Raw genomic sequence first — 23,055 nt, 5'->3', positions numbered from 1 at the left:
CCTCGGACATAGGGGCCAGCGGGTACAGCGCCTCGCCGGACACGTTCAGCGGTTCCCTGCTGGTCGTCAGGACCATCAGGGAACGGCAGCTGCCGGGCCCGGTGCGGCGGGTCCCGGGGCGGGGTATGGGGCCGGGGCGGGGTACGACGCGGAGGCCGGGGCCGGCACGGGGTACGGGGCCGGGACGGGGGCAGCCGCAGGCGCCGGGACCGGGGCCGGCGCGGAGGCCGGGGCTCCGGACGGCTGATGCGGTGGCGGGACCCGGCTGTCCGCCGCGGAGGAGAGCCGAGCAGTCGGGTCATCGGTCTCCGCGGCCCCGGGGAGCGGCCGGCCCGGTCCCCGCAGGGACGGTTCGTGCCGGAGGACCGCGGCGTGCAGGTCGCGGAGTTCGGGTGAGGGCGCGACGCCCAGTTCCGCGTTCAGCCGCCGCCGGCCCTCCTCGTAGACCGCGAGGGCCTCGGCGTGCCGGCCGCAACGGTGGAGGGCCAGTATGAGCTGGGCGCGGGGCCGGCTCGCGCAGGGGCTCGGCGGACAGCAGCGCCTTCAGCTCGGGCACCAGATCCGCGGTGCGTCCGAGCTCCAGGCCGGCGGAGGCCGCGCCCTCCAGGGCGCTCAGCCGTAGCTCTTCGAGACGTACGCGCTCGGCGTGGAAGGCAGGCCCGTCCAGATCGTCCAGGGCCCGGCCCTGCCACAGCGACAACCCGTCGCGTAGACGCCGCTCGGCCTGCTCGTACGCCTGGTCCGCGAGGCTCCGGCGCCGCCCTCACGGACAGCGGCTTCGAAGAGAGCCGCGTCGAGTTCGTCCTGCGGGCCGAGGACGAGCCGGTACCCGTCGTGGCGCGACTCCAGGCGCCCCTCCTCGCCCTGGGCGGCGAGCGCGGCACGCAGTTTGGTGATCTGGACCTGGAGCGCGTTGGCGGGGTTCCTGGCCTCGCGCTCCCCCCACAGCTCGTCGATCAGGGTGTCGCGCTGCACGACATCGCCCCGGGCGAGCAGGAGCCGGGCGACGATGGAGCGGGAGACGGGGCCGGGAAGGCCGACGACACCGCTGCCGATTCTCAGACGCAGGCGGCCGAGCAGGGCAAAGTACATTCCCGCATTGCGCAATGCGAGGGTGAACGCTCAGAAGCGTGGATCCCGCTCCGGTCAGGCGCAGGCCGGGCACAGACCGCGGTAGGTGATCTCCACCGAGCCGACGGCGAACCCGAACCGCTCGGTCTCGGGCAGGTCGCCGAGGGCGTCGCCGGCCGGGTGGACGTCGCGGACCGTGCCGCAGCCGGAGCAGACCAGGTGCTGGTGGGGGCGGCGCGCGTTCGGGTCGTAGCGCTTGGCCCGGCCCACGGTGGAGACCTCCAGCACCTCGCCGAGAGCGACGAGTTCCCCGAGCGTGTTGTAGACGGTCGCGCGGGAGATCTCGGGCAGGCGCGCGGCGGCCCGCAGATGCACTTCGTCCGCCGTCAGGTGTACGTGGTCGCCGTCGAGGACCTCCGCGACGACACGCCGCTGCGAGGTCAGCCGCCAGCCACGCCCCCGCAGCCGGTCAAGGAGGTCGCTCATCTCGTTTCACCTGCTCCGCTCGGCGGGGGACGCGCGGCGCCCGGGGGGAAACCGACGCCGACGCGCCCAGTGTGGTTATGGTTTTAGCCAACTTCTTGACTTGGACGAAGTCCATCGTAGGATCGATCCCGGCGACATCCAAGAGACAGGAAGACTCCGGTACGGCAGCAGAGACATGTGACGCAGCACCGCCGGTATCCCGCGCGGCGCCACCCGTCGGCCGGGCCCGTCCTCGTCGCATCGCCCGGGACCGTGCGGGCCGGTGGTCCGCGAGGCGTCCGAGCGGCCCGCGGCGAGGTCGTGAATCACAGCGTGCCCCTTCTGTACGGCCCGAATCCTCCTCCCCCGTTCAGCGCCCCACGACCCGCCGGGTCCGGAAGGATTGCTCATGACCGAGAACCACGAGTCGCATGTCTTCGATCCCGTCACCCCGGATTCGCCCGAGACGGCCATTCCGGAGGTGCCCGAGGCACAGGCGGCAGGCTGCCCCGTGGCCCATGGCCGCGCGCCGCACCCCACGCAGGGCGGCGGGAACCGCCAGTGGTGGCCGGACCGCCTCAACCTGAAGATCCTCGCCAAGAACCCCGCCGTGGCGAACCCGCTCGGTGCGGAGTTCGACTACGCGGCCGCGTTCGAGGCGCTCGACCTGCCCGCGGTGAAGCGTGACATCGCCGAGGTGCTCACCACCTCGCAGGACTGGTGGCCGGCCGACTTCGGCAACTACGGACCGCTGATGATCCGGATGGCCTGGCACAGCGCCGGCACGTACCGCATCAGCGACGGCCGCGGTGGCGCGGGCGCCGGTCAGCAGCGGTTCGCCCCGCTGAACAGCTGGCCGGACAACGGCAACCTGGACAAGGCCCGCCGGCTGCTGTGGCCGGTCAAGAAGAAGTACGGCCAGGCACTGTCCTGGGCCGACCTGCTGATCCTCACCGGCAACGTCTCCCTGGAGACCATGGGCCTGAAGACCTTCGGCTTCGCCGGTGGCCGCGAGGACGTCTGGGAGTCGGAGGAGGACGTCTACTGGGGCCCGGAGACGACCTGGCTCGACGACGAGCGCTACACCGGCGACCGTGAGCTGGAGAACCCGCTCGGCGCGGTCCAGATGGGCCTGATCTACGTCAACCCCGAGGGCCCCAACGGCAACCCGGACCCGGTCGCGGCCGCCCGCGACATCCGTGAGACCTTCCGCCGGATGGCGATGAACGACGAGGAGACCGTCGCCCTCATCGCCGGTGGCCACACCTTCGGCAAGACCCACGGCGCGGGCCCGGCCGAGAGCGTCGGCGCGGACCCCGAGGGCGCGCCGCTGGAGGAGCAGGGCCTGGGCTGGCGCAGCTCGTACAGGTCGGGCAAGGGCGGGGACGCCATCACCAGCGGTCTGGAGGTGACCTGGACCAGCACCCCGACCAAGTGGGGCAACGAGTTCTTCCACAACCTCTTCGCCTTCGAGTACGAGCTGACCAAGTCCCCCGCCGGTGCGCACCAGTGGGTCGCCAAGGACGCGGAGGCGACCATCCCGGACGCGCACGACGCGTCGAAGAAGCACAAGCCGCAGATGCTCACCACCGACCTGTCGCTGCGCTTCGACCCGGCGTACGAGCAGATCTCGCGCCGCTTCCACGAGAACCCGGAGGAGTTCGCGGACGCCTTCGCGCGCGCCTGGTACAAGCTGACGCACCGTGACATGGGCCCGATCCAGCGCTACCTGGGCCCCGAGGTGCCTTCCGAGGTGCTGCTGTGGCAGGACCCGCTGCCCGCGCGGACCGGTGAGCTGCTGGACGCCGCGGAGATCGCCGCGCTCAAGGAGCAGGTGCTCGCCACGGACCTGACGGTGGCGCAGCTGGTCTCGGCCGCCTGGGCCTCGGCCGCGTCCTTCCGCGGCAGCGACAAGCGCGGCGGCGCCAACGGCGCCCGGGTCCGTCTGGAGCCGCAGCGCAGCTGGGAGGCGAACGACCCGGACGAGCTGGCCCGGGTCCTGCGCGTCCTGGAAGGCATCCAGGAGTCCTTCGACGCCAAGGGCGGCAAGCAGGTCTCGCTGGCCGACCTGATCATCCTCGCGGGCAACGCGGCCGTCGAGCAGGCGGCCAAGGACGCCGGTGTCGAGGTGGAGGTGCCGTTCACCCCGGGCCGGGTCGACGCCACGCAGGACCAGACGGACGTCGAGTCCTTCGCCGCTCTGGAGCCCGCGTACGACGGCTTCCGCAACTACGTCGGCAAGGCCGCCCGCCTGCCCGCCGAGTACCTGCTCCTGGACCGGGCCAACCTGCTGACGCTGAGCGCCCCTGAGACGACCGTCCTGGTCGGCGGTCTGCGCGTGCTGGGCGCCAACTCCGGCGGCTCGAAGCACGGCGTCCTCACGGACCGCCCGGGCACGCTGACCAACGACTTCTTCGTGAACCTGCTCGACCTGGGGGTCACCTGGAAGTCGACGTCGTCGGCGCAGGACGAGTTCGAGGCCCGCGACGCGAGCGGCCAGGTCAAGTGGACCGGCACCCGCGCCGACCTGGTCTTCGGCTCCAACGCCGAACTGCGTGCCCTGGCCGAGGTATACGCCAGCGACGACGCGCGGCAGAAGTTCGTGACGGACTTCGTCGCCGCCTGGGCAAAGGTCATGGACCTCGACCGGTTCGATCTGGTCTGACCGCGCCCGGTCACAGCCGCTCCACCAGTGACCGGCAGAGTCCGTCCGAGGGGTCGGTGCACACCCGCACCGTCCCCTCGGGCCACTGCCCGGCCCAAGGTCTCCGTCCCGCAGGCTCCTCCGCCCGGGACGGCAGCCGGGGCCCGCCTCGGGCCCGCGACCTCCCGTAAAACACCCCCTAGAGCCCCCGCCTGGACTCCCGCACCAGCAGTAGCAGCAGATATGCCCCGCCGACGCACACCGTTACCGCTCCGGTCGGCAGCGACACATCGGGAATCGCATGCTGCGCCGCCATGTCGGCGCCGAGCAGCAGAAGCGCGCCGACGAGCGCCGCACCGGTGAGGTCGACGGTGCCGCGCCCGGTGAGACGGCGGGCGATCTGCGGGGCCGCCAGCGCGACGAAGGCGATGGGGCCGGCCGCGGCGGTCACCGCCGCTGTCGCGGCCACGCCGAGAACGACCAGCAGCAGTTTCGTGCGCTCGACGGGCACCCCCAGCATCGCCGCCGTGTCGTCGCCCAGTTCGAGCCATCGCATCCGGCGTTGCGCCACCGGGGCCGCCAGTGCGACCCCCGCCGTCAGGACGGAGGCCGTCATGACGGCGGGCCAGCCGATGGCGCTGAGTGATCCGGCACCCCACACCGCCGCCCTCAGCGCGGTGTCCACATCGGCCTTCACCAGGAACCACGTGTTGACCGAGGACAGCAACGCACCGACCGCGATCCCCACGACGATGAGCCGGGAGCCCCGCACACCCCGCCGGAACGCCAGCAGATACACGGCGAAGGCGGTGATGAGCCCGCCGCCGAGCGCGCCCGCCGCGAGGGCCGAGTAACTGCTCGCGCCCGCGAGCAGCGTGAGGACGACGCCGGTGTACGAGCCGGTGGTGAAGCCGATGACGTCGGGGCTGCCGAGCGGGTTGCGGGTCAGGGACTGGAAGATCGCCCCGCCCACGGCGAGGGCGGCCCCGAACACCACGGCGGCGACGATGCGCGGCGCCCGCCACTCCAGGACGACGGTGCGGACGCCGTTCCCGGCTGTGCCCGACATGACCGCGGCCAGGTCGCCGAGGCTCAGCGGGTAGCTGCCGAGGGTGAAGGCCCACAGGGCCAGCGCGACCAGCGTGGCCCCCAGCAGTCCGCAGACGACGACCGAGCGGCGCGACGCCTTCAGGCTCAGCGGCCCTGCCCTGAGGACGAGTACGCCGTTCACAGCTCCCTCACCCGGCTCCCGCGTACCAGCAGGATCAGTACGGGCGCGCCGATGGCCGGCATCATGACGCCGACCGGCAGCTCGGCGGGGATCACGATCAGCCGGCCCAGGACGTCGGCGACGAGCACGATCGCCGGGGCGAGGACGGCGGAGTAGGCGAGGATCCAGCGCCAGTCGGGTCCGGTGAGCCACCGCACGGCGTGCGGCACCATGAGGCCGACGAACATCAGCGGTCCCGCCGCGGCCGTCGCCGCACCGCAGAGCAGGGCCACCGCGATCACCACACCGCACCGGGTCGCCCCGACCCGCAGCCCGAGCGCCCGCCCCGCGTCGTCGCCGAGGGCGATCGCGTTGAGCGGGCGCGCACAGCAGACAGCGGCCAGCAGGCCGGCCAGGACGAAGGGGACGATGTCACCGGCGGTGCCCGTCGGGCGGTCGGTGATGGTGCCCGCTCCCCAGAACCTCATGCGGTCGAAGGTCTCCGTATCGATCAGGGCGAGCGTCTGGGAGATGCCGGACAGCACCGCCGTGAACGCGACCCCGACGAGGGTGAGCCGGAGCGGGGAGGGCCCGGCCCGTCCGCCGCTCGCGGCGAGGTAGACCACCGCCGAACCCGCGACGGCACCGACGAAGGCGAAGGGCAGGTATTCCTCGATGCGCGTGACGCCGAAGACGGCCACGCCCAGGGTGACGGCGAACCCCGCACCGGCATTGACGCCGAGGACCCCCGGATCGGCGAGCGGATTGCGGGTGAGGGCCTGCATGAGTGCTCCCGCCACGCCCAGGGACGCCCCGACCACGATGCCGAGCAGCGTACGGTCCACGCGGGCGCCGCTGATCGTGGCGTGCGAGGCGGAGCCGTCGGGAGCGGTCAGCGCCTGCCACACCACGTCGAGCGGGAGCATCGCCGAGCCGATCGCGACGCTGAGCAGCACCGCCACGAGGAGCGTGCCGACGGCGACGCCCAGGCCGAGGAGCCGGTGCGCCCCGCGCCGCGACGAACGCGACGACGCGGTCGGTGGGGGTGCGGTCGTCTTCGCGAGCGCCTGTGCCATCGAACCTCCCTGAGCGACCAGCTACCCGGAGAGCCCGAAGTGCCGTGCGTGATCGTGCCGTGCGTGACCGAAGTACGTGAACTAGCTGGGGGCTACCTGAACTCAGCGGCCGCCGAGCGCCCCCACCGCGTCCGTGGTGAGCGCGCTCACCGGCACCCCGGACTCGCGGCTCAGCGCGCGCAGCAGTCCCGCCCGGGTCGCGTAGCCGGCCGCACTGGCAGCCGCCGTCAGCTCACCCCCGCCGCGGAGGTGTTCGACGGCGGCGTTCATCCTGGCCCGGTTGCGCCACCGTGTGAAGGGCAGTCCGGTCTCGTCGAGGAAGACGCGCTGCACCTGCCGGGCGCTCATCCGGTGCCGGGCGGCGAGCTCCTCCAGCGTCACGGAGGGCGTGCGCAGGGCCTCGCGGGCGAGTGCGCGCACCGCGGGATGGGCGGGCAGCACGACCGGGAAGTACTGCCGGGAGATGCCCCTCAGCACCCGCCCCAGCGCCTGGCGGAACGGCTGGACCTGCTCCGCCGTGGTCGGCGCCGCGCCGAGTGTGGTGGTCATGACCTCGACGATCGCGGGTACGGCTCCGAGCGGCTGCACACGACATCGCGGCTGGTCAGATGGGTTGAGGAACGGGCCGAGCGCCATGCCGCCCGGCTCGATCCGCAGCGCGTGCGGCACACGGGGAGCGAGCCAGAGCGCCTCGTGCCGCCCGAGCCGCCACTCCTCGCCGTCGGCGGACAGGCAGGCGTTGCCGCTGACCACGTAGACGAGGTGCGGCTCATCGTGCTCGTGCGTGTCGTGGCCGAGAAAGCGGATGGCGTTCTCGGCGACCACGGTGCCGAGGGATGTCATCGGCAAGCGTGCCTCCCGTTGTGTGCGATGCGTCGTGTCCGTCACCAGCGATGTCGCACTCGGATCGGCGCAGCGGGACCAGCGAGGTTAGCCTCACCTTACCAACGGATCGAACCTTCGATCGTGCCCAGCCACATGAGGTCCCATGTCTGCTCCTGCCCGCCTTCTCGCCTGCGCGCTCGTCGCCGCGCTGGCCCTCACCGGCTGCTCGGCCTCCTCCTCGTCGGACGACGGGGACAAGGCGTCCGCCGCGAAGACCCGTACCGTGACGACCGACTACGGCAAGGTCGAGGTGCCGACCGAGCCCAAGCGGGTGGTCGTGCTGAACCACGCCCTCGCCGGGTACCTCTACGATCTCGACGTTCCGGTGCACGCCACGATTCCCGAGGACGCCGACGGCAAGGGCGAGTTCTCCCCGTACTGGGAGAAGGAGGCCGAGGAGGACGGCACGAAGTTCCTGCCGTGGAGTGTCGACGGCTTCGACCTGGAGGCGATCCTCGCCCTCGATCCCGACCTCATCGTCGGCGGCGGCATCGGCTTCCCGCTGTTCCAGGCCGAGAAGGTGTACGACGAGCTCTCCGGCATCGCTCCCACGGTGCTCGTGGGCAAGAAGCTCGGTGACTGGCGGGGCCAGTTCTCCTTCCTCGCCGACGACGTGTTCGGCAAGCCCGCCGTCTACGAGCAGCACGTGGCCGCCTACGACAAGCGGATCGCCGAGGTGAAGGGGGCGATCACACCGCCGCCCGGCCCCGTGTCCTTCCTCGCCCTCACCGGCGACGGCACCGCCTACGGGCTGGTGGAGAGCGTCGGCCTGCCGACCGAGCTGAAGAAGGTCGGGATCGAGCCGGCGCCGGTCTTCGCCGACGGCGGCTTCAAGGTGTACGGGCAGGGCGGTGACATGTTCGAGCTGTCGACCGAGAAGGTGGGCCAGACGATCACCCAGCCGTCCGTGTTCGTCATGGGCTTCAACGCCGACACGACCGACGTCGCCACCCTCCAGAAGAACCCCGTCTACAGCGCGCTGCCCGCCTTCAAGGCGAACCACGCCCATGACCTGCCGTACTGGGTACTGCGCGGCGACTACGACGAGTCGATGGCCCTGCTCGACATCATCGAGAAGAAGTTCTCCTGATGGCAGCCCAGCGTGCCTACACGACGCACCCGCTCGTCCTGCGCCGGGTCACCGTACGCCGCGTCCACCAGGTGACCCCGAGGATGCGGCGGGTCGTCCTCGGCGGTGAGGATCTCGCCCCGTTCACCCGCGACGGGATCGGCCGTCCCGCCTTCGCCGCGCCCGGGTTCGACGACCACATAAAGCTGATCCTGGCCGCGGACGGGGACGTCCACGCGGCGCTCCCCGCCCAGTTGCCGCACGGCATCGATTGGACACCTGCCGAGCACCGGCTGACCCGCGACTACACGCCCCGGCGGGTGGACCCGCAGGCAGGAGAGATCGACCTCGACTTCGTGGTGCACGGCGAGGGGCCCGCAGAGGCCTGGTCCGCGTCGGCCCGGGAGGGCGACGAGCTGTGGTTCGTCGGGCCCAAGTCGTCGCTCCGGCTGCCGGAACGGCTCGACTGGATCTTCCTCATCGGGGACGAGACGGCACTGCCGGCGATCGGCCGCTTCCTCGACGAACGTCCGCTCGACGCCACCGCTCATGTCCTGGTGACCGTCTCGGACGGATCGGCCCGCCAGGAACTGGCCCTGCGCGACGGCGACACGGTCACCTGGGTGGTCGCGGAGCCGGGTGACGCGGATCGACTGGACACCGCCGTCCGCGCGCTGCCGGTGCCGCCGGGCGAGGGATACACCTGGGCGGCGGCGGAGAGCCGGGCGCTGCTCCCGGTACGCCGGTATCTCCAGCGCGAACGGAAGCTCCCCAAGGACCGCCTGAACATCACGGGTTACTGGCACCGCGAGGAGGCCACCGCCCCGGAGGCGGGGGACACGGCCGACACCGGGGCCGCCGCACAGAGCCCCACCGGGATCCCCTCGCCGCTGCCGTGGCTGGTCGCACGGGCCGCGTTGCAGCTCGGGGTCGTCGACGCGGTGGCCGACGCGCCGGGACTTCTCCCGGGCGCACTCGCGGCCCGCCTGGGCGTGCCCGGGCTTCGGATCGACGTACTGCTTCCGCTGCTCGCCACGTATGGCGTGGTCGTCGGCGGCGACGACGGGACCGGGCTGCGTCTCGGCCCGGCGGGCGAGGAACTCCTGGACGACCACGAGCGCGAGGAGTACACCGGCCACGAGGCCGAGCTGCTGCTCTCCCTCGCCCACCTCGCTCCCGCCCTCCGGAACGGTACGTCCCCCTGGCAGCTCGCCTCGGACACCACCTTGCTCGGCACGGTGGCCCACGACGCCGAGCGCTACGGCGAACTGGTCGAGGAGTGCGAGCAGTTGGTCTTCCTGCTGGACGGTCTGACGGCCGACCCCCTCTGGGAGGACGTCGGAACCTGCCTCCTGACCGGGCCGGGCAGCGCCTCGGTGGCCGCCGCCCTCGACGGTGCCGGACGGCGGCCGCGACTGCGGGTCGCGGAGGACTCCGTACCGGTGACGGTCCTGCGTGGACACGTTCCGGCGCCGGACCGTATCGACTGGACGGCCGGCCCCGCCGATGTCGCCGTCGCCGCGAAGGCCCTCGCCCACCGCACCGACGAGGAGGCCGTGCAGCTCCTCACCCGGCTCGCCGGCTGGACCCGGACCGCGGTCCTCGTCGAGGCCTCCCGCCCCGACGGCCTCAGCCCGCACGCGGCCGAGGCTGCGCTCCACGCGTACGCGGCGACCGGCAGTCCCCTGCGCGACTCCGACGCCGTCGCGGCCCTGGCGAACCGGTCGGGCTGGGAGGTCGAGCGGACCATCGCGCTCGGCTGGGGTGCGGAGGCCACGGTCCTGCGCCGGGCCTGACCCGACCAGGGCAGACGGCCCGGCGGCCCGCGGAGACGGTCCCGAGTGGTCAGCTCCTCGGTGCGTAGTGCTGCGGAAGCCCGCGCCGCTCCTCCGGCGGCAGGTTCCGGGCGGGCGTCTCCACGGGACCCGTAACCGACCGTCCGTGTCGGCCCCGCTCGCGGTCCCACCCCGCACGGGCGCGCGGGTGAAAGCGGTGCCGCTCGGGAACACACCGCCAGGCGTGGTGCACCAGCCCTCCCAGCATGCGCAGCAGTCGCTCGTCGTGGGGCCTCCAGCGGAGCGCGAGGCGTTCACGGACGGCCTGCGGGTACAGGCCGACCGTGATCCACAGCGTCAGCCGCACGACCGGGATGCGGACGAGGGCCCACAGCGGCGACGGCAGCAGCCGCAGGAGGGGTGGCCGGGCGATGCTGCGCATGTTCAGGACGTCCCGGGTCGGCCGGTTGTCCTCCAGGACGTCGGCGCACATGTGGTCCCAGTACCTCTGGAACTCCTCCCAGCTGCCGGGAACGGGCTTCATGGACAGGCCGTACAGCGCGTACCAGCGGACGTGCTCATCGAAGAGCGTGCGCCGCTGGGCTTCGGTGAGGCCGCCGCCGAAGCGCTCGGCCACCTGCACGGTCAGCATGAAGAACGTGGCGTGCGCCCAGTAGAACGTGCCCGGGTTGAGCGCGTGGTACGGGCGGCCACGCTCGTCGACCCCGCTGATCGAGGCGTGGTAACCGCGCACTTCGCGGGCCGTACGGGCGGCGAGCGGGCCGTCGTAGACGACTCCCCCGATCGGGTACAGCGAGCGGAAGAGGCGCTCCCAGCGCTCCTCGAAGAAGCGGGAGTGTTCGGCGACGCCCGCGCCCAGCTCGGGGTGCATGTTCTGCATTGACCCGGCCCAGGGGGCGAGGAGGAGGCCCCTCCAGTCGCCGAACCAGCGCCAGGTGAGGGAGTCGGGGCCGAGGGGTTCGACGGTTCTCGGACCGGTCGGGTCCGGTCCGTTGGCTGACGCTGTCACGCGTACCTCCGGTGAGGGATTCCGTTGCGGGGCCGCTCTGTTCCGTGGCTGTGTCCGTGACCGTGGCCGTATTCGTCACCATCACCGTGGCGTGGTGGCTCGTCCGGGCAGTTGCATCGAGGGCAATCTGAGGACACCTGTCATCAAGCTAGAATGTGCGGACAGCTGTCGTCAATTGCGCGAACGTAAAACGGGCCACCGAATGGTGGGCCAACGGGAAACAGGGGGGCCGGAGTTGACGGAACGGAGCTGGGGCGGGACCAAGCTCGCCGATCGTCGCGCGGCCCGCCGGCAGACCCTGCTGGACACCGCCGAGCGCCTGGCCGGCGAGGAGGGGTGCGCGGCCGTCACGGTCCGCTCCGTCTGCAGGCAGGCGCGTCTGACGGACCGCTACTTCTACGAGAGCTTCGCCGGACGCGACGACCTGCTCCTCGCCGCCTTCGAACGGGTCGCCGACGAGGCCAGGAGCGCCCTGGAGGAAGCCGTGGCGCTCAGCGATCCACAGCTGGAAGTCCGGGCCCGGGCCGCCGTCTCCGCCTTCGTCGCCCTGGTCCTGGACGCGCCGCACAAGGGCCGCCTGCTGCTCCTGGAACCCTTCGCCGACCCGGTTCTCGGGGCCCACAGCCACCGCCTCATGCCGGTGTTCACCGACCTCGTCGGCGGTCAGCTCTCCGTTACGGGGGACGACATCGACCGCCGGATGGCCGCGCACGCCCTGGTCGGCGGCCTGGCGAGCCTCTTCGCGGGGTGGCTGCACGGCACGCTCGACGTGCCACGCGAACGGCTGGAAGCACACTGTGTGCACCTGGTGCTCGCGGCGACGACCTCCCGGGCGTAACCCTCCCCCGGTGAAAGATCGATCACCGGCCTTCTCAACCGGTTTCCCACTCACTACGGTTGGGGACCCATGAGTCCCCCCATAGCCCCCGTGGGCTGGAGCCGCCGGCTGGTTCCGCCCGCCGCGCTCTCGATCCATCTCTCCATCGGCCAGGCCTATGCCTGGTCCGTGTTCAAACCCCCACTGGAAGACGCACTCGGCCTCAGCGGCACGCAGAGCGCACTGCCCTTCCAACTCGGAATCGTCATGCTCGGCCTCTCCGCGGCCTTCGGCGGCACCCTGGTCGAGCGCCGCGGGCCGCGCTGGGCCATGACGGTCGCCCTCGTCTGCTTCTCCTCCGGCTTCCTGCTCTCCGCGCTCGGCGCCGCGACCGGGCAGTTCTGGCTGATCGTCTTCGGTTACGGCTTCGTCGGAGGCATCGGCCTGGGCATCGGCTACATCTCGCCCGTCTCGACGCTCATCAAGTGGTTCCCCGACCGTCCCGGCATGGCCACGGGCATCGCCATCATGGGCTTCGGCGGCGGCGCGCTGATCGCCTCGCCCTGGTCGGCCCAGATGCTGGAGTCCTTCGGCAGCGACACCTCCGGCATCGCGCTGGCCTTCCTCGTCCACGGACTGAGTTACGCCGTCTTCATGCTGCTCGGCGTACTGCTGGTGCGGGTGCCGCGCCCGCGTGCCGAGGAGCGGGCGGACGGTCACGCCACGGCGCCGGCGGGTCCCCGGGTGTCGGCACGCCAGGCTCTGCGCACCCCGCAGTTCTGGCTGCTGTGGGTCGTGCTCTGTACGAACGTGACCGCAGGCATCGGCATCCTGGAGAAGGCCGCGCCGATGATCACCGACTTCTTCGCGGACACCTCGACTCCCGTATCGGCCACGGCCGCCGCCGGTTTCGTCGCCCTGCTGTCGGCGGCCAACATGGCGGGGCGCATCGGCTGGTCCTCCGCCTCCGACCTGATCGGGCGCAAGAACATCTACCGCGTCTACCTCGGCGCAGGTGTCCTCATGTACGCGCTCATCGCCCTGGTGGGCAGCTCCTCCAAGCCCCTGTTCGTCCTGTGCGCGCTGGTCATCCTCTCCTTCTACGGCGGCGGCTTCGCCACGATCCCCGCCTACCTCAAGGACCTGTTCGGCACCTATCAGGTCGGGGCGATCCACGGACGGCTGCTCACCGCCTGGTCCACCGCCGGTGTCCTGGGCCCGCTGATCGTGAACTGGATCGCCGACCGGCAGGAGGAGGCCGGGAAGCACGGAGCGGACCTGTACGGGACGTCGCTCCTCATCATGATGGGACTGCTCGTCATCGGCTTCGCCGCCAATGAGCTGGTGCGGCCGGTCCACTCGTCCCACCACCTGGACGCCGTCACACCGGAGAAGGGAGCGCCCGATGTCCGACGACACCAGCAGTCAGAGTCCGCCTGAGGTGAAGGACCGGCGGCCGCTGATCGTCTTCACCTGGCTGTGGGTGGGCACCCCGCTCGCCTACGGGTTGTACGAGCTGTTCCGCAAGGCGACCCAGCTGTTCACCGACTGAACCCGCCGCCGGACCCGGCGAACCGGGCCCGGCGGCGGGTGTCGTTCGCCGGTCAGCCCACCAGGTCCGGGGCGCGCAGCATCGCGGACGGGATGCCCCACGCGTCGACGAGGCCGCCCGCGAGGGGCCGGACCTTGCGGCAGAGGTCGTTCACCTCACGGGTGATCGCCTTGGAACGCTGGACGGTCAGCCGGCCGTGCTCCATGAACCACGCCCGGTCCGCCTCGATCGTCGACAGGGCGAACAGGTCGCACAGCAGGCCCAGCGCGACCTTGTTGCCGCCCTCGGGCAGCGTACGCGTCTTCTCGACGAACGCCTCCAGCACCAGCCGCTCGACGTGGGCGTGGGCGACGGCGATGACGTGGTCCTGCACCTCCGAGAAGACGGCGCCCGCATCGCGCTTCCGGTCGATCCCGGCCTTGAGCCTGCGGGCCACCCCGGCGAGCATGTGCTCCTCGCGGTAGCGGACCATGGCGAGCTGGTACTCCGAGTCGAGCAGCCCGGCTTCCTGGTCCCACTCGTCGCCGCCCGGCAGCAGGTCACGTACCCGTTCGAGCAGCTTGTGGGCCGAGGTCTTCTCGATGACCGTCTCGACCGCGAGGTTGGTGACGTACCGGACCATGCCGAGCTGGTCCAGGTCCTCGAACTCACTCGCGTAGTCGGTGAGCAGGCCCTTGGCCACGAGCTGCAGCAGGACGTGGTTGTCGCCTTCGAAGGTGGTGAAGATGTCGCTGTCGGCCTTGAGGGCGGCGAACCGGTTGACGGCGAGATAGCCGGCGCCGCCGCACGCCTCACGGCACTCCTGGACCGTCCGGGTGGCGTGCCAGGTGCCGAGTGCCTTGGTTCCGGCGGCCCTGGACTCCAGCCGGCGCCGCGCCTGCGGGTCGTCCTCGACGCCGGAGAAGACGTCGTGGAGTTGCGTGCGCACGACGTCCTGCGCGAAGTGCAGCGCGTACGTACGCGCGACGAGCGGCAGCAGACGACGCTGATGCAGACCGTAGTCGAGGAGCAGTTGCTCCTCCTCCTGGGAGCCTGCCGCGAACTGGCGGCGGCGCAGGGCGTACTTCGTGGCGACGGCGAGGGCGACCTTGGCGGCGTTGATCCCGGCGCCACCGACGCTGACCCGGCCCTGGACCAGGGTGCCGAGCATGGTGAAGAAGCGGCGGTCGGGGCTGTCGATCGTGCTCTCGTAGAGGCCTTCCGGGGTGACGTCGGCGAACCGGTTGAGCAGCGCCTCGCGCGGAACCCGCACGCCGTCGAAGCGGAGGCGCCCGTTGTCCACGCCGTTGAGGCCCATCTTGCGGCCGTCGTCCTCGATCCGGACGCCGGGGGCCGCTTCACCGCCGACCCGGATCGGTACGACGAACGCGTGCACGCCCTCGGACTTCCCGCCCACCTCCAGCTGCGCGAAGACGACGGCCAGCTCGCCGTGGCGGGCCGCGTTGCCGATGTAGTCCTTGCGCGCCTGGTCGCCCTCGGTGGTGATGACGAACTCCTGGGCGGCGACGTCGTACCGCGCGACGGTACCGAGCGCCTGCACGTTGGAGCCGTGCCCGGTCTCGGTCATCGCGAAGCAGCCCATCAGCTTCCCGGTGATCAGGTCCGGCAGATAGGCGTCGTGGTGGCGTTCGGTGCCCAGATGCAGAATGGCGCCACCGAAGAGTCCGAACTGCACGCCGACCTTCACCAGCACCGACAGATCACCGAAGGCGAGCGTCTCGAAGGCGGCGATCGAGGCCCCGACATCGCCGCCCCCGCCGTACCGCTTCGGGAAGCCCATGCCGGTCTGCCCCGTCGCCGCCATCTCGACCACGAGTTCGCGCACCCGCTCGCGGTACGCGTCGGTGCCGAGCCTGTCGGCCTCCTCAAGAACGGAGGCGTACGTCACCAGGTTGGTGCGGACGAGGTCCCGGATCTCGGCGTACTCGCCGTCGAGCACCTCGGTCAGGGCCCGGACGTCGAGCTCCGGCTGCACGTACCCGTCGGGAGCGGTAGCTGTTTTGTCAGTGGTCATACGCTTTCGCTACCCCGCCCGGGAGCGATCACGCGGTAGCGCACGGGGCGCCGTCGCGTACCTCACGCGGACGGCGGGCGAAGTCCGGTCCGGAGTCCGATGCGAACGGTCGGCCCGGACCGGAGCTCAGTGGCTGCCCGGATCCGGACGATCCAGGTGATCCGGATGATCCGGACGGGCGTGCACGCTGACGGCGTAACCGCAGCCCGGGACGTAGGGATCGCCGCTCCAGGTGGCGTAGCGCTGCCGCAAGGCGAGTCCGGCCTGTTCGCACCATCGGTCGAAGTCCGCGAGGCCGAAGGGTGCTTCGGGCAGCGGCAGGTGCGCCGCGTCCAGTCCCATCCCCGTGACCAGCAGGCCTCCGGACCGCAGCACGGCGGACAACTGCCCGATGACGGCCGCCTCGGTCCCTGCGGCCAGGAGGGGGATGACGTTTCCGGCGGCCAGCACCACGTCGAATTCCGGTTCCAGGCCGAGGGCGTCCGTACGGGCCAGATCCCCCAGGAGCCACTCCTGTGCGGGTGCCTCGCGGCGGGCGACGGCGAGCATCGAGGCGTCGATGTCCACACCGGTGCAGCGGTACCCGAGCTCGGCGAGCCGGATCGCGATCCGTCCGGTGCCACAGCCTGCGTCGAGCACCCGGGCGGGGGGTTCCACCAGCGCGGCGCAGAACGCGGCCTCGCCATGGATGTCGTGCCCCGATTCGGCAAGCCGCGCGAAACGCCGGGCGTACTGCTCCCCGGCCTGTCCGCCGGTCAGTTCTGCCCAGCGGTCCTGTTTCCCGGTCATGTCGGCGCACCTTGGGGTCGGCCCCACCCGGTGGGCGGGGGAAGGTCTTCGAGGGGAATGTCCCCAAGTATGCGGCCCCGATCCGTTCGCGGCGCTCACACGGTGCTCAAGCACTGTCCGAGCGACCCTCAGGCACTGCCCAAGCGGCGCTCAAGCGCTGCCCCGAGCGGCGCCCGGGTGCGCTCAACGGGCCGCACTCACCGCCGTCTGCACCAGTGCCCGAACCTGGCGCACGATGTCCGAGCGGTTGCGCTCGAAGGCCGGGTCGGTGACCTCGCCCGTCGCCGGGTTGTCGTTGCCCGCGCCGAACTGCAGGACCGGGGTGTGCAGATGACCGCCCGGCAGCTTCGTCAGCCCCATCCGGTCGCGGAGCAGGGTGGCCCGGTAGGCGATCTCGTTGGAGAGGTAGTCGCCGCCGCCCCCGGCCCGCGCGGTCGAACCGGGAGTGGGGCCTCCCGGCCTGGTCACCGGCTGGGTGGCGCCCGCCGGTATCTCGGTGACCGAGGTGTTGTCGTACACCGGGAAGCGGCCCGTGTCCGCTTCGGTGAGCTGACGGTACGGGAGAGTGGTGGAGGTCCACTGCGGCTGCGACGCGGGGTCGGTGACGGGGACGGTCCCGGTGCGGGCGAGGTTCTCGTTGTCGGGGAAGCCGCCGCGCCAGGCACCGTTGGTGCGCTCCACGTCGAAACGGCCCTGCCGGCCCTGGCTGATGGTGGTGAACATGTCCAGGTGCGGCAGCTGCCGGGCGAGGGCCCGCTCGACGACCCCCTCGGCGAAGTCCGTCCACCGCACCGGGAAGACGACAGCCTCAATCCGGGCCGGCCCCTGGGCGGTCTGCACCAGGGTGCCGTCGAGGGCGAGCGCGCTCGCGCCCGAGGGGTTGCCGATCCGGACGTCCCTGTCCAGGGTGAACGGATCGAAGCCGGTGACGAGGACCCGCTTCACCTGACGGCCCGGGTAGCGGATGTCCTCCTGGCCGCGCGAGGAGGTCTCCAGAGCGGTGTGCAGGGCCTTGCGCCGCCGGTCGTCCAGCCCGAACCGGGGTGTCCATGCGCGCAGTTCGCGGCTGAGCGCGAGCCGGGCCCAGTACAGCGGACGGTCGTCGCCCCGGCTCAGGTCGCCCGTGGCGGTCCCGCGGCCCTGGGCGCGGTCCACGGCGAGCTGCCACAGGGCCGAGGCGTGGCGGGTCACCGCCCGCTCCGCCTGCGCGTAACTGCGGGAGCCTTCCAGGGCGTGGGCGAAGCGCGGGGCGAGGGCGTCGAATCCGCTGCGCCGCAGGATCTCCTGCGGGGCGGCCCGGTCCAGGCGCTGCTCCTCGACGGTGGGCTGCGCGGTGCCGGGGGCGGTGCCGGCGGGGGACGCCGCGGCAGGCAGGGCGGAGCCCGTGAGGACGAGCAGGAGCGTCACGCCGCCCAGACCGAGCCGGGTGTTTGCGGGGAACTGGTGCTTCACGTGGGCCCTTTCGACAGAACGGTTGGCCGCAGTATCGCGGCACCACCGGAGGCCACGCCATGGGGCATTGCCTCTCCCCCGCTCATGCACGGACGGTCGAGGCCGGTCCGGACGGGGGCTGCCAGCCGAGGACCGTGTCAAGAGCCCTCGATGTGACCGACGACGGCGTGGCCCGTACGGCAAGGTTACGGGCGGACACGGCGAGGGGGTGGGAGAGCCGGGCGAGATCACCGATGCGCCGGGAGCGGCGGCTGATAAGGGTGGTGCGCCGGTGCCTGCTCTCCGTGTAGGCGGCCAGCGCAGCCGGTACGTCGGCGTCGCTCGCGAGGGCGTGCGCCACGACGACCGCGTCCTCGATGGCCTGGCAGCCGCCCTGGCCCATGTTGGGCGTCATCGCGTGGGCGGCGTCACCGAGCAGTGCCACCCGGCCGGAGTGGAATCGGGGCAGGGGCGAGGCCAGTTCGTGAAAGTCGTGGTGGAGTACGTCGACGGGTTCGGGGTTCCGCGGGTCGAGCCGGTCCAGCAGCGCGGGTATCGGATCGTGCCACGTGCCGAAGCGCCGGGTCAGTTCCGCATGGTGGTCGGCCGGCTTCGTACCGGGGCCGGTGGCGGCGGTGGCGTAGACGTAGATCCGGCCGTCGACGAGGGGGACGATCCCGAACCGCTCCCCCCGGCCCCAGGTCTCGGCCGCCGACCGGGCGGCCGGTCCGATGCCGGGCAGCACCGCCCGCCATCCGGCCTCACCGGCGTGTCGCAGGCCGGGGTGTCGGGGGAAGAGCTGTCCACGGAGCACGCTGCGCATGCCGTCGGCCGCCACGACGACGTCGGCACGCAGGTCGCCCGCCGACGTACGCGCGACCACGGCACCCCCGGCGTGCTCCACCCCGGTCACCGATACGCCGAGCTGTACGACGCCGGGCGGCAGGGCGGCGGCGAGGGCGTCGATCAGGAAGCCGCGGTGCACGGCGCGCGCGGGAAGCCCGTCCCGGGAGGACGCGGCACCGGTGTCGGCCCGGCTCAGCCACCTGCCGTCGGGGGTACGCAGCCCGACCGCCCCGGCCAGGGCATCACCCGCCCACACCTCGGGGCCCAGGCCGATCGAGTCCAGGGCGCGCAGGGCGTTGGGGGCGAGCACGATCCCGGCGCCGATACCGGTGAGGACGGGAGCCCGTTCGCACACGGTCACGCGCCATCCGCGACGGTTCAGGGCCACCGCAGCGGCCAGACCCCCGATACCGCCCCCGGCCACGACAGCATGACGAACACCCATACAGACCGCCTCCCTCACACACACCCACACCCCCTCTACACCTGTAGAGGAGGCAACACGCCGCACTCTACACCTGTAGAGTGCCGGGGTGCCCCTCCCCGATCGCCGAGACCTGATCGCCGACGCCGCCATCAGCACCGTGGCCTCCGCCGGCCTGCGCGGCCTGACCCATCGCGCGGTCGACACCGCCGCGGGGCTGCCGGCCGGCAGCACGTCGTACTACTTCCGCACGCGGAGCGCCCTGATCAGCGCCTGCTACCTCCGCCTGGCCGCACTGTCGGTCGCCGACGTCGACCGGTGGCAAGCGGAGCACGGCACCCCGGACCCGGACTCCGCCGCGGAGGCACTGGCCGCACTGCTGCACCACTGGCTGACCGTGGCGCGGGACCGCCAGCTGGCCCGCTTCGAGCTCAGCCTGGAGGCGACCCGCCGCCCTGAGCTGCGCGCCGACCTGGAGACCGCGGGCCTCTCGGCACGCTCCAGGGCCACCACCTTGCTGGCGTCGCTCGGCGCGCCCCATCCGGAGCAGGCGGCAGACCTGCTCGTCGCCTGGACCGACGGCCTGCTGTACGACCGCCTCGCCGGCGCCCCGGCCGCGAGCCGCCCGGCACCCGATATGGCCGAACTGACCCCTTTCGTACGGCGGATGCTCGCCGCCGTGCTCTCCGCCTGAGGCGCGAGGACTCGCCGGACCAGGCCGGCCGTCACCGGACTTCTCGCGATCGTGCAGGGCCGAGGACGTCCGCGGCGCAGGGCAGACACCTCGGAGTACTGGCCTTGCCGGTAGCGTGATCGCCTGCCGCATGGAAGGTCCATGTGTCCGGCCGGCCCGTGCGAGGGATGCCGGTGGCGAGCGACGGGACCATGATGAGCGAACTGACGAAGCCCGGGATCGAGGTTCCGGAGGGTGACGCACCCACCGAGCTGACGGTCCGGGACCTGGTGGTCGGGGACGGACCCGAAGCGCAGCCCGGCAGGGTCGTCCAGGTTCACTACGTAGGGGTCACGTTCGCATCCGGAAGGGAGTTCGACTCCTCCTGGGAGCAGGGACGGCCGTTCAAGTTCGCCGTGGGCGGTGGCAAGGTCATCAAGGGCTGGGACCGGGGAGTGAGGGGGATGAAGACCGGCGGCCGACGCGAGATCATCGTTCCCCCGCGCCTCGGTTACGGCAAGCAGTCACCCTCTCCGCTGATCCCTTCGGGCTCGACGCTGATCTTCGTCGTGGACCTGCTCACGGTCGTGGGCGGACCCGCCGGAACGAGGCCCGGCTCGACCTGACCGGCTCGGCTTGACTGGCTCGGCCTGAGCCTGGCGACCCGCTAGCCCAGGAAGCTCAGCCGCACTTGACGCTCCGGGTTGTCCCTGTTCGTGTCCACCAGGCACACCGACTGCCACGTCCCCAGCTCCAGCGCTCCCCCGATCACCGGCAGGGTGGCGTGGGGCGGGACGAGGGCGGGGAGTACGTGGTCGCGGCCGTGGCCCGGGCTGCCGTGGCGGTGCTGCCAGCGGTCGTCCGCCGGGAGCAGGTGGTGGAGGGCGGCCAGGAGGTCGTCGTCGCTGCCCGCGCCCGTCTCCAGGACGGCGATGCCCGCGGTGGCGTGGGGGACGAAGATGTTCAGCAGGCCGTCGCGGCCGGACGCCGCGCGGGTGAGGAAATCCTCGCAGTCCTGCGTCAGGTCCGTGACGCTCTCTGCCGCACCCGTGGTGATGTTCAGGACAGTGGTGGTGAAGGAATCGGACATGCCTCCATCTTCTCTTCCAGGAGGCGAGATGACACATCCACGCTCCGAGACCCCATTGACCGCTTCCTGGCCGGATGACTACGTTCATCGCCATGTTCCGATCAGCTCTGCTCACCTCGCGCGGTCACATCGACCTGCTGCGGGTGGCATCCGCCGCGTGTTGTCGCGGCTGCTGACGTTCTCTCAGCGCCTTTCGCGCCGCTTCTGACCGGGTTTCGCCTCTCACCGACTTTCGCGCCTGCTCCACCCCATCGGCTGTGCCTGCCCCCTCGCGTACTCGTGCGGGCCGCTCCGCCCTGCCGCCGGGTGGGCGCGCGGTCCGCTCCTGCCGGACTTCCGACGCCTCCTGCCGGACTTCCGACGCCTCCTGACGCCTGCGGATCGCCTGGGCCTCCACGGCCTCCGGGGTCCTGGGCATTCCGGCACTCCCGGGTCCTGGCGGGGCGCCGAGCCGTGTCACCGTTCCCGGTCGCCCTCCCCGTCTCCCCCCTCCGTACGACCTCCCGTGGAGCCCCCATGACCATCAGCCACGCACCGCCCGATCTGCCGGCCGCACCGGAGAAGGAACCCGCCCCCGGCAGCCGTACGCCACCCGGTCTGGAGCCGATCGTCCCGGCGCCCGTACGCCGGGCGCGGCTGCGGTCCGTGCCCCGTTGGCTGCGGCGCACCGTGGGGCCGTTGCTGCTGCTCGCGCTCTGGCAGGTGTTCAGCGCCACGGAGGTCCTGCACCCGGATGTCCTCGCATCGCCGGCGACCATCGCCCGTGCGGGGGCCGGTCTGATCGCCGACGGGACGCTGCCGGCCGCCATGGGAGTGTCGCTCCAGCGGGTGGCCGTGGGGCTGGTGCTCGGTGGGGTCATCGGGACGGCGCTCGCGCTGGTCTCGGGGCTCTCGCGGCTCGGCGAGGACCCGGTCGACGCGACCGTGCAGATGCTGCGCACCGTCCCCTGGGTGGGGCTGATCCCGCTGTTCATCATCTGGCTCGGGATCGGCGAGGCGCCGAAGGTGGCGCTCATCGCACTCGGGGTCGCCTTCCATCTCCATCTCAATGTGTATGCGGGGATTCGAGGCGTGGACGCCCAACTCATCGAGGCCGGTGAGTCGTTGGGGCTCAACCGGTGGGGTCTCGTACGCCATGTGGTGCTGCCGGGGGCGTTGCCCGGGGCCATGACCGGGCTGCGCTACTCCCTCGCCACCGCCTGGCTGGCGCTCGTCTTCGGCGAGTCCATCAACGCCGATGCCGGGATCGGGTTCCTGATGAACCAGGCCCGGGAGCTCTTCCGGACCGACGTGATCGTCGTCTGCCTCGTCATGTACTGCTTCCTCGGCCTCACCGCCGACGTCATCGTCCGGACCCTCGAAAGGCTGCTGCTGCAATGGCGACCGACCTTCACCGGCCAGTGACCACCCCGGCCCCCTCCCCCACGGCGGACCCCGAAGCCGCCGTACGGGTCGAAGGGCTCACCCGCTCCTTCGACGGCCGTGCCGTGATCGACGGCCTCGATCTGACCCTCAAGGCAGGGCAGTTCACCGCGCTTCTGGGGCGCAGCGGATGCGGCAAGTCGACCCTGCTGCGGGTGCTCGCCGGGCTCGACCGCGAGATAGCGGGCACGGTCCTGGTGCCCCGACGGCGTGGCGTGGCCTTCCAGGCACCGCGCCTGATGCCCTGGAAACGGATCTGGCGCAATGTCCTGCTGGGGCTGCCGGGGAAGCCCGAACGGGCCCTGGCCGAGAAGGCGTTGGCGGAGGTGGGGCTGACCGACCGGGCGGGCGCCTGGCCCAAGACGCTCTCCGGCGGGGAAGCCCAAAGCGCCTCTCTGGCTCGCGCGTTGGTACGGGAGCCCGACCTGCTCCTGCTCGACGAGCCGTTCGGTGCGCTGGACGCCCTGACCCGGATCAAGGCGCAGCAGCTGGTGGCGGAGCTCTGGCAGCGGCGCGGCTGCACGGTTCTGCTGGTCACCCATGACGTGGACGAGTCCCTGTTGCTGGCGGACCGGGTGCTGGTGATGCGGGACGGCGGGATCGCGTACGACACAGCCGTCGGCCTGGACCGCCCGCGCGGGGTCGGCGCCCCCGGTTTCGCCGAACTCCGTTCGCGGCTGCTGAGCGAGCTGGGCGTCGAGGACGGCGGCCCGGACGCCGGTACCGGCCGGCCGCAGGAAGTGGCTGTCGCCGCGCACCCGGACGTATGACC

The 23,055-nt window shown here is 71.9% G+C and carries 22 protein-coding genes and 4 pseudogenes; 12 read left to right on the top strand and 14 right to left on the bottom strand.

The features are described 5' to 3' along the window. Window positions 1–75: 75 nt before the first annotated feature. The gene (locus ACK8N7_RS32940; RefSeq protein WP_500445892.1) at window positions 76–489 is read right to left on the bottom strand and encodes an AfsR/SARP family transcriptional regulator; all 414 of its coding nucleotides are present in this window, start codon (window positions 487–489) and stop codon (window positions 76–78) included. A gap of 1 nt (window position 490) precedes the next feature. Here ACK8N7_RS32940 and ACK8N7_RS32935 point away from each other — a divergent pair, with 1 nt between their 5' ends. Further along, the gene (locus ACK8N7_RS32935) at window positions 491–622 is read left to right on the top strand and encodes a hypothetical protein (protein ID WP_403217671.1); all 132 of its coding nucleotides are present in this window, start codon (window positions 491–493) and stop codon (window positions 620–622) included. Here ACK8N7_RS32935 and ACK8N7_RS32930 read toward each other — a convergent pair. The 3 genes and pseudogenes from ACK8N7_RS32930 to ACK8N7_RS32920 all read right to left on the bottom strand — a co-directional run. Beyond that, a pseudogene (locus ACK8N7_RS32930) lies at window positions 587–700 on the bottom strand (BTAD domain-containing putative transcriptional regulator); the annotation flags it as partial. The gene ACK8N7_RS32935 and the pseudogene ACK8N7_RS32930 sit on opposite strands and share 36 nt — an antisense overlap. A 179-nt stretch (window positions 701–879) precedes the next feature. Continuing rightward, window positions 880–1,092 (bottom strand): annotated as a pseudogene (locus ACK8N7_RS32925) (AfsR/SARP family transcriptional regulator); the annotation flags it as partial. Window positions 1,093–1,146: 54 nt separating this feature from the next. Next, window positions 1,147–1,557 (bottom strand): Fur family transcriptional regulator, encoded by a 411-nt coding sequence (locus tag ACK8N7_RS32920; protein WP_500444749.1) that lies wholly within the window; start codon window positions 1,555–1,557, stop codon window positions 1,147–1,149. 388 nt (window positions 1,558–1,945) lie between these two features. Between ACK8N7_RS32920 and katG the strand changes: the two genes are divergently transcribed. Next, entirely contained in the window at window positions 1,946–4,201 is a 2,256-nt protein-coding gene (katG, locus tag ACK8N7_RS32915; RefSeq protein WP_403217665.1) for a catalase/peroxidase HPI, read from the top strand. A gap of 178 nt (window positions 4,202–4,379) precedes the next feature. Here katG and ACK8N7_RS32910 read toward each other — a convergent pair whose 3' ends face one another. From ACK8N7_RS32910 to ACK8N7_RS32900, 3 genes are all read right to left on the bottom strand, one after another. Then, a complete protein-coding gene (locus tag ACK8N7_RS32910) occupies window positions 4,380–5,411 on the bottom strand; it encodes a FecCD family ABC transporter permease (RefSeq protein WP_500444748.1) in 1,032 nt (343 codons plus the stop codon). Next, complete coding sequence (locus tag ACK8N7_RS32905; protein ID WP_500444747.1) at window positions 5,408–6,466, bottom strand: iron chelate uptake ABC transporter family permease subunit; 1,059 nt, start codon at window positions 6,464–6,466, stop codon at window positions 5,408–5,410. The genes ACK8N7_RS32910 and ACK8N7_RS32905 overlap by 4 nt, the downstream gene beginning before the upstream one ends. 102 nt (window positions 6,467–6,568) lie before the next feature. Next, window positions 6,569–7,309, bottom strand: coding sequence for a helix-turn-helix domain-containing protein (locus ACK8N7_RS32900; protein WP_500445890.1), 741 nt, complete (start codon window positions 7,307–7,309; stop codon window positions 6,569–6,571). Window positions 7,310–7,454: 145 nt separating this feature from the next. Between ACK8N7_RS32900 and ACK8N7_RS32895 the strand changes: the two genes are divergently transcribed. Both ACK8N7_RS32895 and ACK8N7_RS32890 read left to right on the top strand, forming a co-directional pair. After that, the gene (locus ACK8N7_RS32895; RefSeq protein WP_403216124.1) at window positions 7,455–8,441 is read left to right on the top strand and encodes an ABC transporter substrate-binding protein; all 987 of its coding nucleotides are present in this window, start codon (window positions 7,455–7,457) and stop codon (window positions 8,439–8,441) included. Further along, entirely contained in the window at window positions 8,441–10,216 is a 1,776-nt protein-coding gene (locus ACK8N7_RS32890; protein WP_500444746.1) for a siderophore-interacting protein, read from the top strand. Before ACK8N7_RS32895 ends, ACK8N7_RS32890 begins: the two co-directional genes overlap by 1 nt. Before the next feature lie 49 nt (window positions 10,217–10,265). On the opposite strand, the gene ACK8N7_RS32885 is transcribed toward ACK8N7_RS32890, so the two are convergent. After that, complete coding sequence (locus ACK8N7_RS32885; protein ID WP_500444745.1) at window positions 10,266–11,225, bottom strand: oxygenase MpaB family protein; 960 nt, start codon at window positions 11,223–11,225, stop codon at window positions 10,266–10,268. Window positions 11,226–11,460: 235 nt separating this feature from the next. On the opposite strand from ACK8N7_RS32885, the gene ACK8N7_RS32880 reads away from it, so the two are divergent. From ACK8N7_RS32880 to ACK8N7_RS32870, 3 genes are all read left to right on the top strand, one after another. Continuing rightward, window positions 11,461–12,063 (top strand): TetR/AcrR family transcriptional regulator, encoded by a 603-nt coding sequence (locus tag ACK8N7_RS32880; protein ID WP_403216120.1) that lies wholly within the window; start codon window positions 11,461–11,463, stop codon window positions 12,061–12,063. 69 nt (window positions 12,064–12,132) lie between these two features. Then, the gene (locus ACK8N7_RS32875) at window positions 12,133–13,482 is read left to right on the top strand and encodes an OFA family MFS transporter (protein WP_500444744.1); all 1,350 of its coding nucleotides are present in this window, start codon (window positions 12,133–12,135) and stop codon (window positions 13,480–13,482) included. Beyond that, window positions 13,448–13,594, top strand: coding sequence for an MFS transporter small subunit (locus tag ACK8N7_RS32870; RefSeq protein ID WP_015607105.1), 147 nt, complete (start codon window positions 13,448–13,450; stop codon window positions 13,592–13,594). Before ACK8N7_RS32875 ends, ACK8N7_RS32870 begins: the two co-directional genes overlap by 35 nt. 52 nt (window positions 13,595–13,646) lie before the next feature. Here ACK8N7_RS32870 and ACK8N7_RS32865 read toward each other — a convergent pair. From ACK8N7_RS32865 to ACK8N7_RS32845, 5 genes and pseudogenes are all read right to left on the bottom strand, one after another. Continuing rightward, window positions 13,647–15,110 (bottom strand): annotated as a pseudogene (locus ACK8N7_RS32865) (acyl-CoA dehydrogenase family protein); the annotation flags it as partial. 129 nt (window positions 15,111–15,239) lie between these two features. Next, window positions 15,240–15,608: pseudogene (locus tag ACK8N7_RS32860) on the bottom strand (acyl-CoA dehydrogenase family protein); the annotation flags it as partial. 126 nt (window positions 15,609–15,734) lie between these two features. After that, window positions 15,735–16,397 carry a class I SAM-dependent methyltransferase gene (locus ACK8N7_RS32855; protein ID WP_500444743.1) on the bottom strand — a complete coding sequence of 221 codons (663 nt, stop codon included), beginning with the start codon at window positions 16,395–16,397 and terminating at the stop codon, window positions 15,735–15,737. Between the two features lie 183 nt (window positions 16,398–16,580). Continuing rightward, window positions 16,581–17,849, bottom strand: coding sequence for a pyroglutamyl-peptidase I (locus tag ACK8N7_RS32850; RefSeq protein ID WP_500444742.1), 1,269 nt, complete (start codon window positions 17,847–17,849; stop codon window positions 16,581–16,583). Between the two features lie 82 nt (window positions 17,850–17,931). Further along, window positions 17,932–19,119 carry an FAD-dependent monooxygenase gene (locus ACK8N7_RS32845; protein WP_500444741.1) on the bottom strand — a complete coding sequence of 396 codons (1,188 nt, stop codon included), beginning with the start codon at window positions 19,117–19,119 and terminating at the stop codon, window positions 17,932–17,934. An 88-nt stretch (window positions 19,120–19,207) separates the two neighbouring features. Between ACK8N7_RS32845 and ACK8N7_RS32840 the strand changes: the two genes are divergently transcribed. Both ACK8N7_RS32840 and ACK8N7_RS32835 read left to right on the top strand, forming a co-directional pair. Then, window positions 19,208–19,792: a TetR/AcrR family transcriptional regulator gene (locus tag ACK8N7_RS32840; RefSeq protein ID WP_500444740.1), complete on the top strand. Its 585-nt coding sequence runs from the start codon at window positions 19,208–19,210 to the stop codon at window positions 19,790–19,792. 167 nt (window positions 19,793–19,959) lie between these two features. Next, window positions 19,960–20,397 (top strand): FKBP-type peptidyl-prolyl cis-trans isomerase, encoded by a 438-nt coding sequence (locus tag ACK8N7_RS32835; protein WP_403216137.1) that lies wholly within the window; start codon window positions 19,960–19,962, stop codon window positions 20,395–20,397. Window positions 20,398–20,438: 41 nt separating this feature from the next. Here ACK8N7_RS32835 and ACK8N7_RS32830 read toward each other — a convergent pair whose 3' ends face one another. Next, window positions 20,439–20,861 (bottom strand): YjbQ family protein, encoded by a 423-nt coding sequence (locus ACK8N7_RS32830; RefSeq protein WP_403216106.1) that lies wholly within the window; start codon window positions 20,859–20,861, stop codon window positions 20,439–20,441. Window positions 20,862–20,935: 74 nt separating this feature from the next. Between ACK8N7_RS32830 and ACK8N7_RS32825 the strand changes: the two genes are divergently transcribed. The 3 genes from ACK8N7_RS32825 (at window position 20,936) to ACK8N7_RS32815 (ending at window position 23,053) form a co-directional block, all read left to right on the top strand. Next, window positions 20,936–21,037, top strand: coding sequence for a putative leader peptide (locus tag ACK8N7_RS32825; protein ID WP_311586523.1), 102 nt, complete (start codon window positions 20,936–20,938; stop codon window positions 21,035–21,037). A gap of 340 nt (window positions 21,038–21,377) precedes the next feature. Beyond that, window positions 21,378–22,265, top strand: a complete 888-nt coding sequence (locus ACK8N7_RS32820; RefSeq protein ID WP_500444739.1) for an ABC transporter permease — start codon at window positions 21,378–21,380, stop codon at window positions 22,263–22,265. Then, entirely contained in the window at window positions 22,238–23,053 is an 816-nt protein-coding gene (locus ACK8N7_RS32815) for an ABC transporter ATP-binding protein (RefSeq protein WP_500444738.1), read from the top strand. Before ACK8N7_RS32820 ends, ACK8N7_RS32815 begins: the two co-directional genes overlap by 28 nt. The last annotated feature ends 2 nt before the right edge of the window (window positions 23,054–23,055 follow it).

It is taken from the genome of Streptomyces griseobrunneus (genome assembly GCF_046713465.1).
Lineage (GTDB): Bacteria > Actinomycetota > Actinomycetes > Streptomycetales > Streptomycetaceae > Streptomyces > Streptomyces microflavus.
The sequence above is the reverse complement of the archived record's forward strand: the minus strand, read 5'-3'. Positions and strand labels throughout refer to the sequence as shown.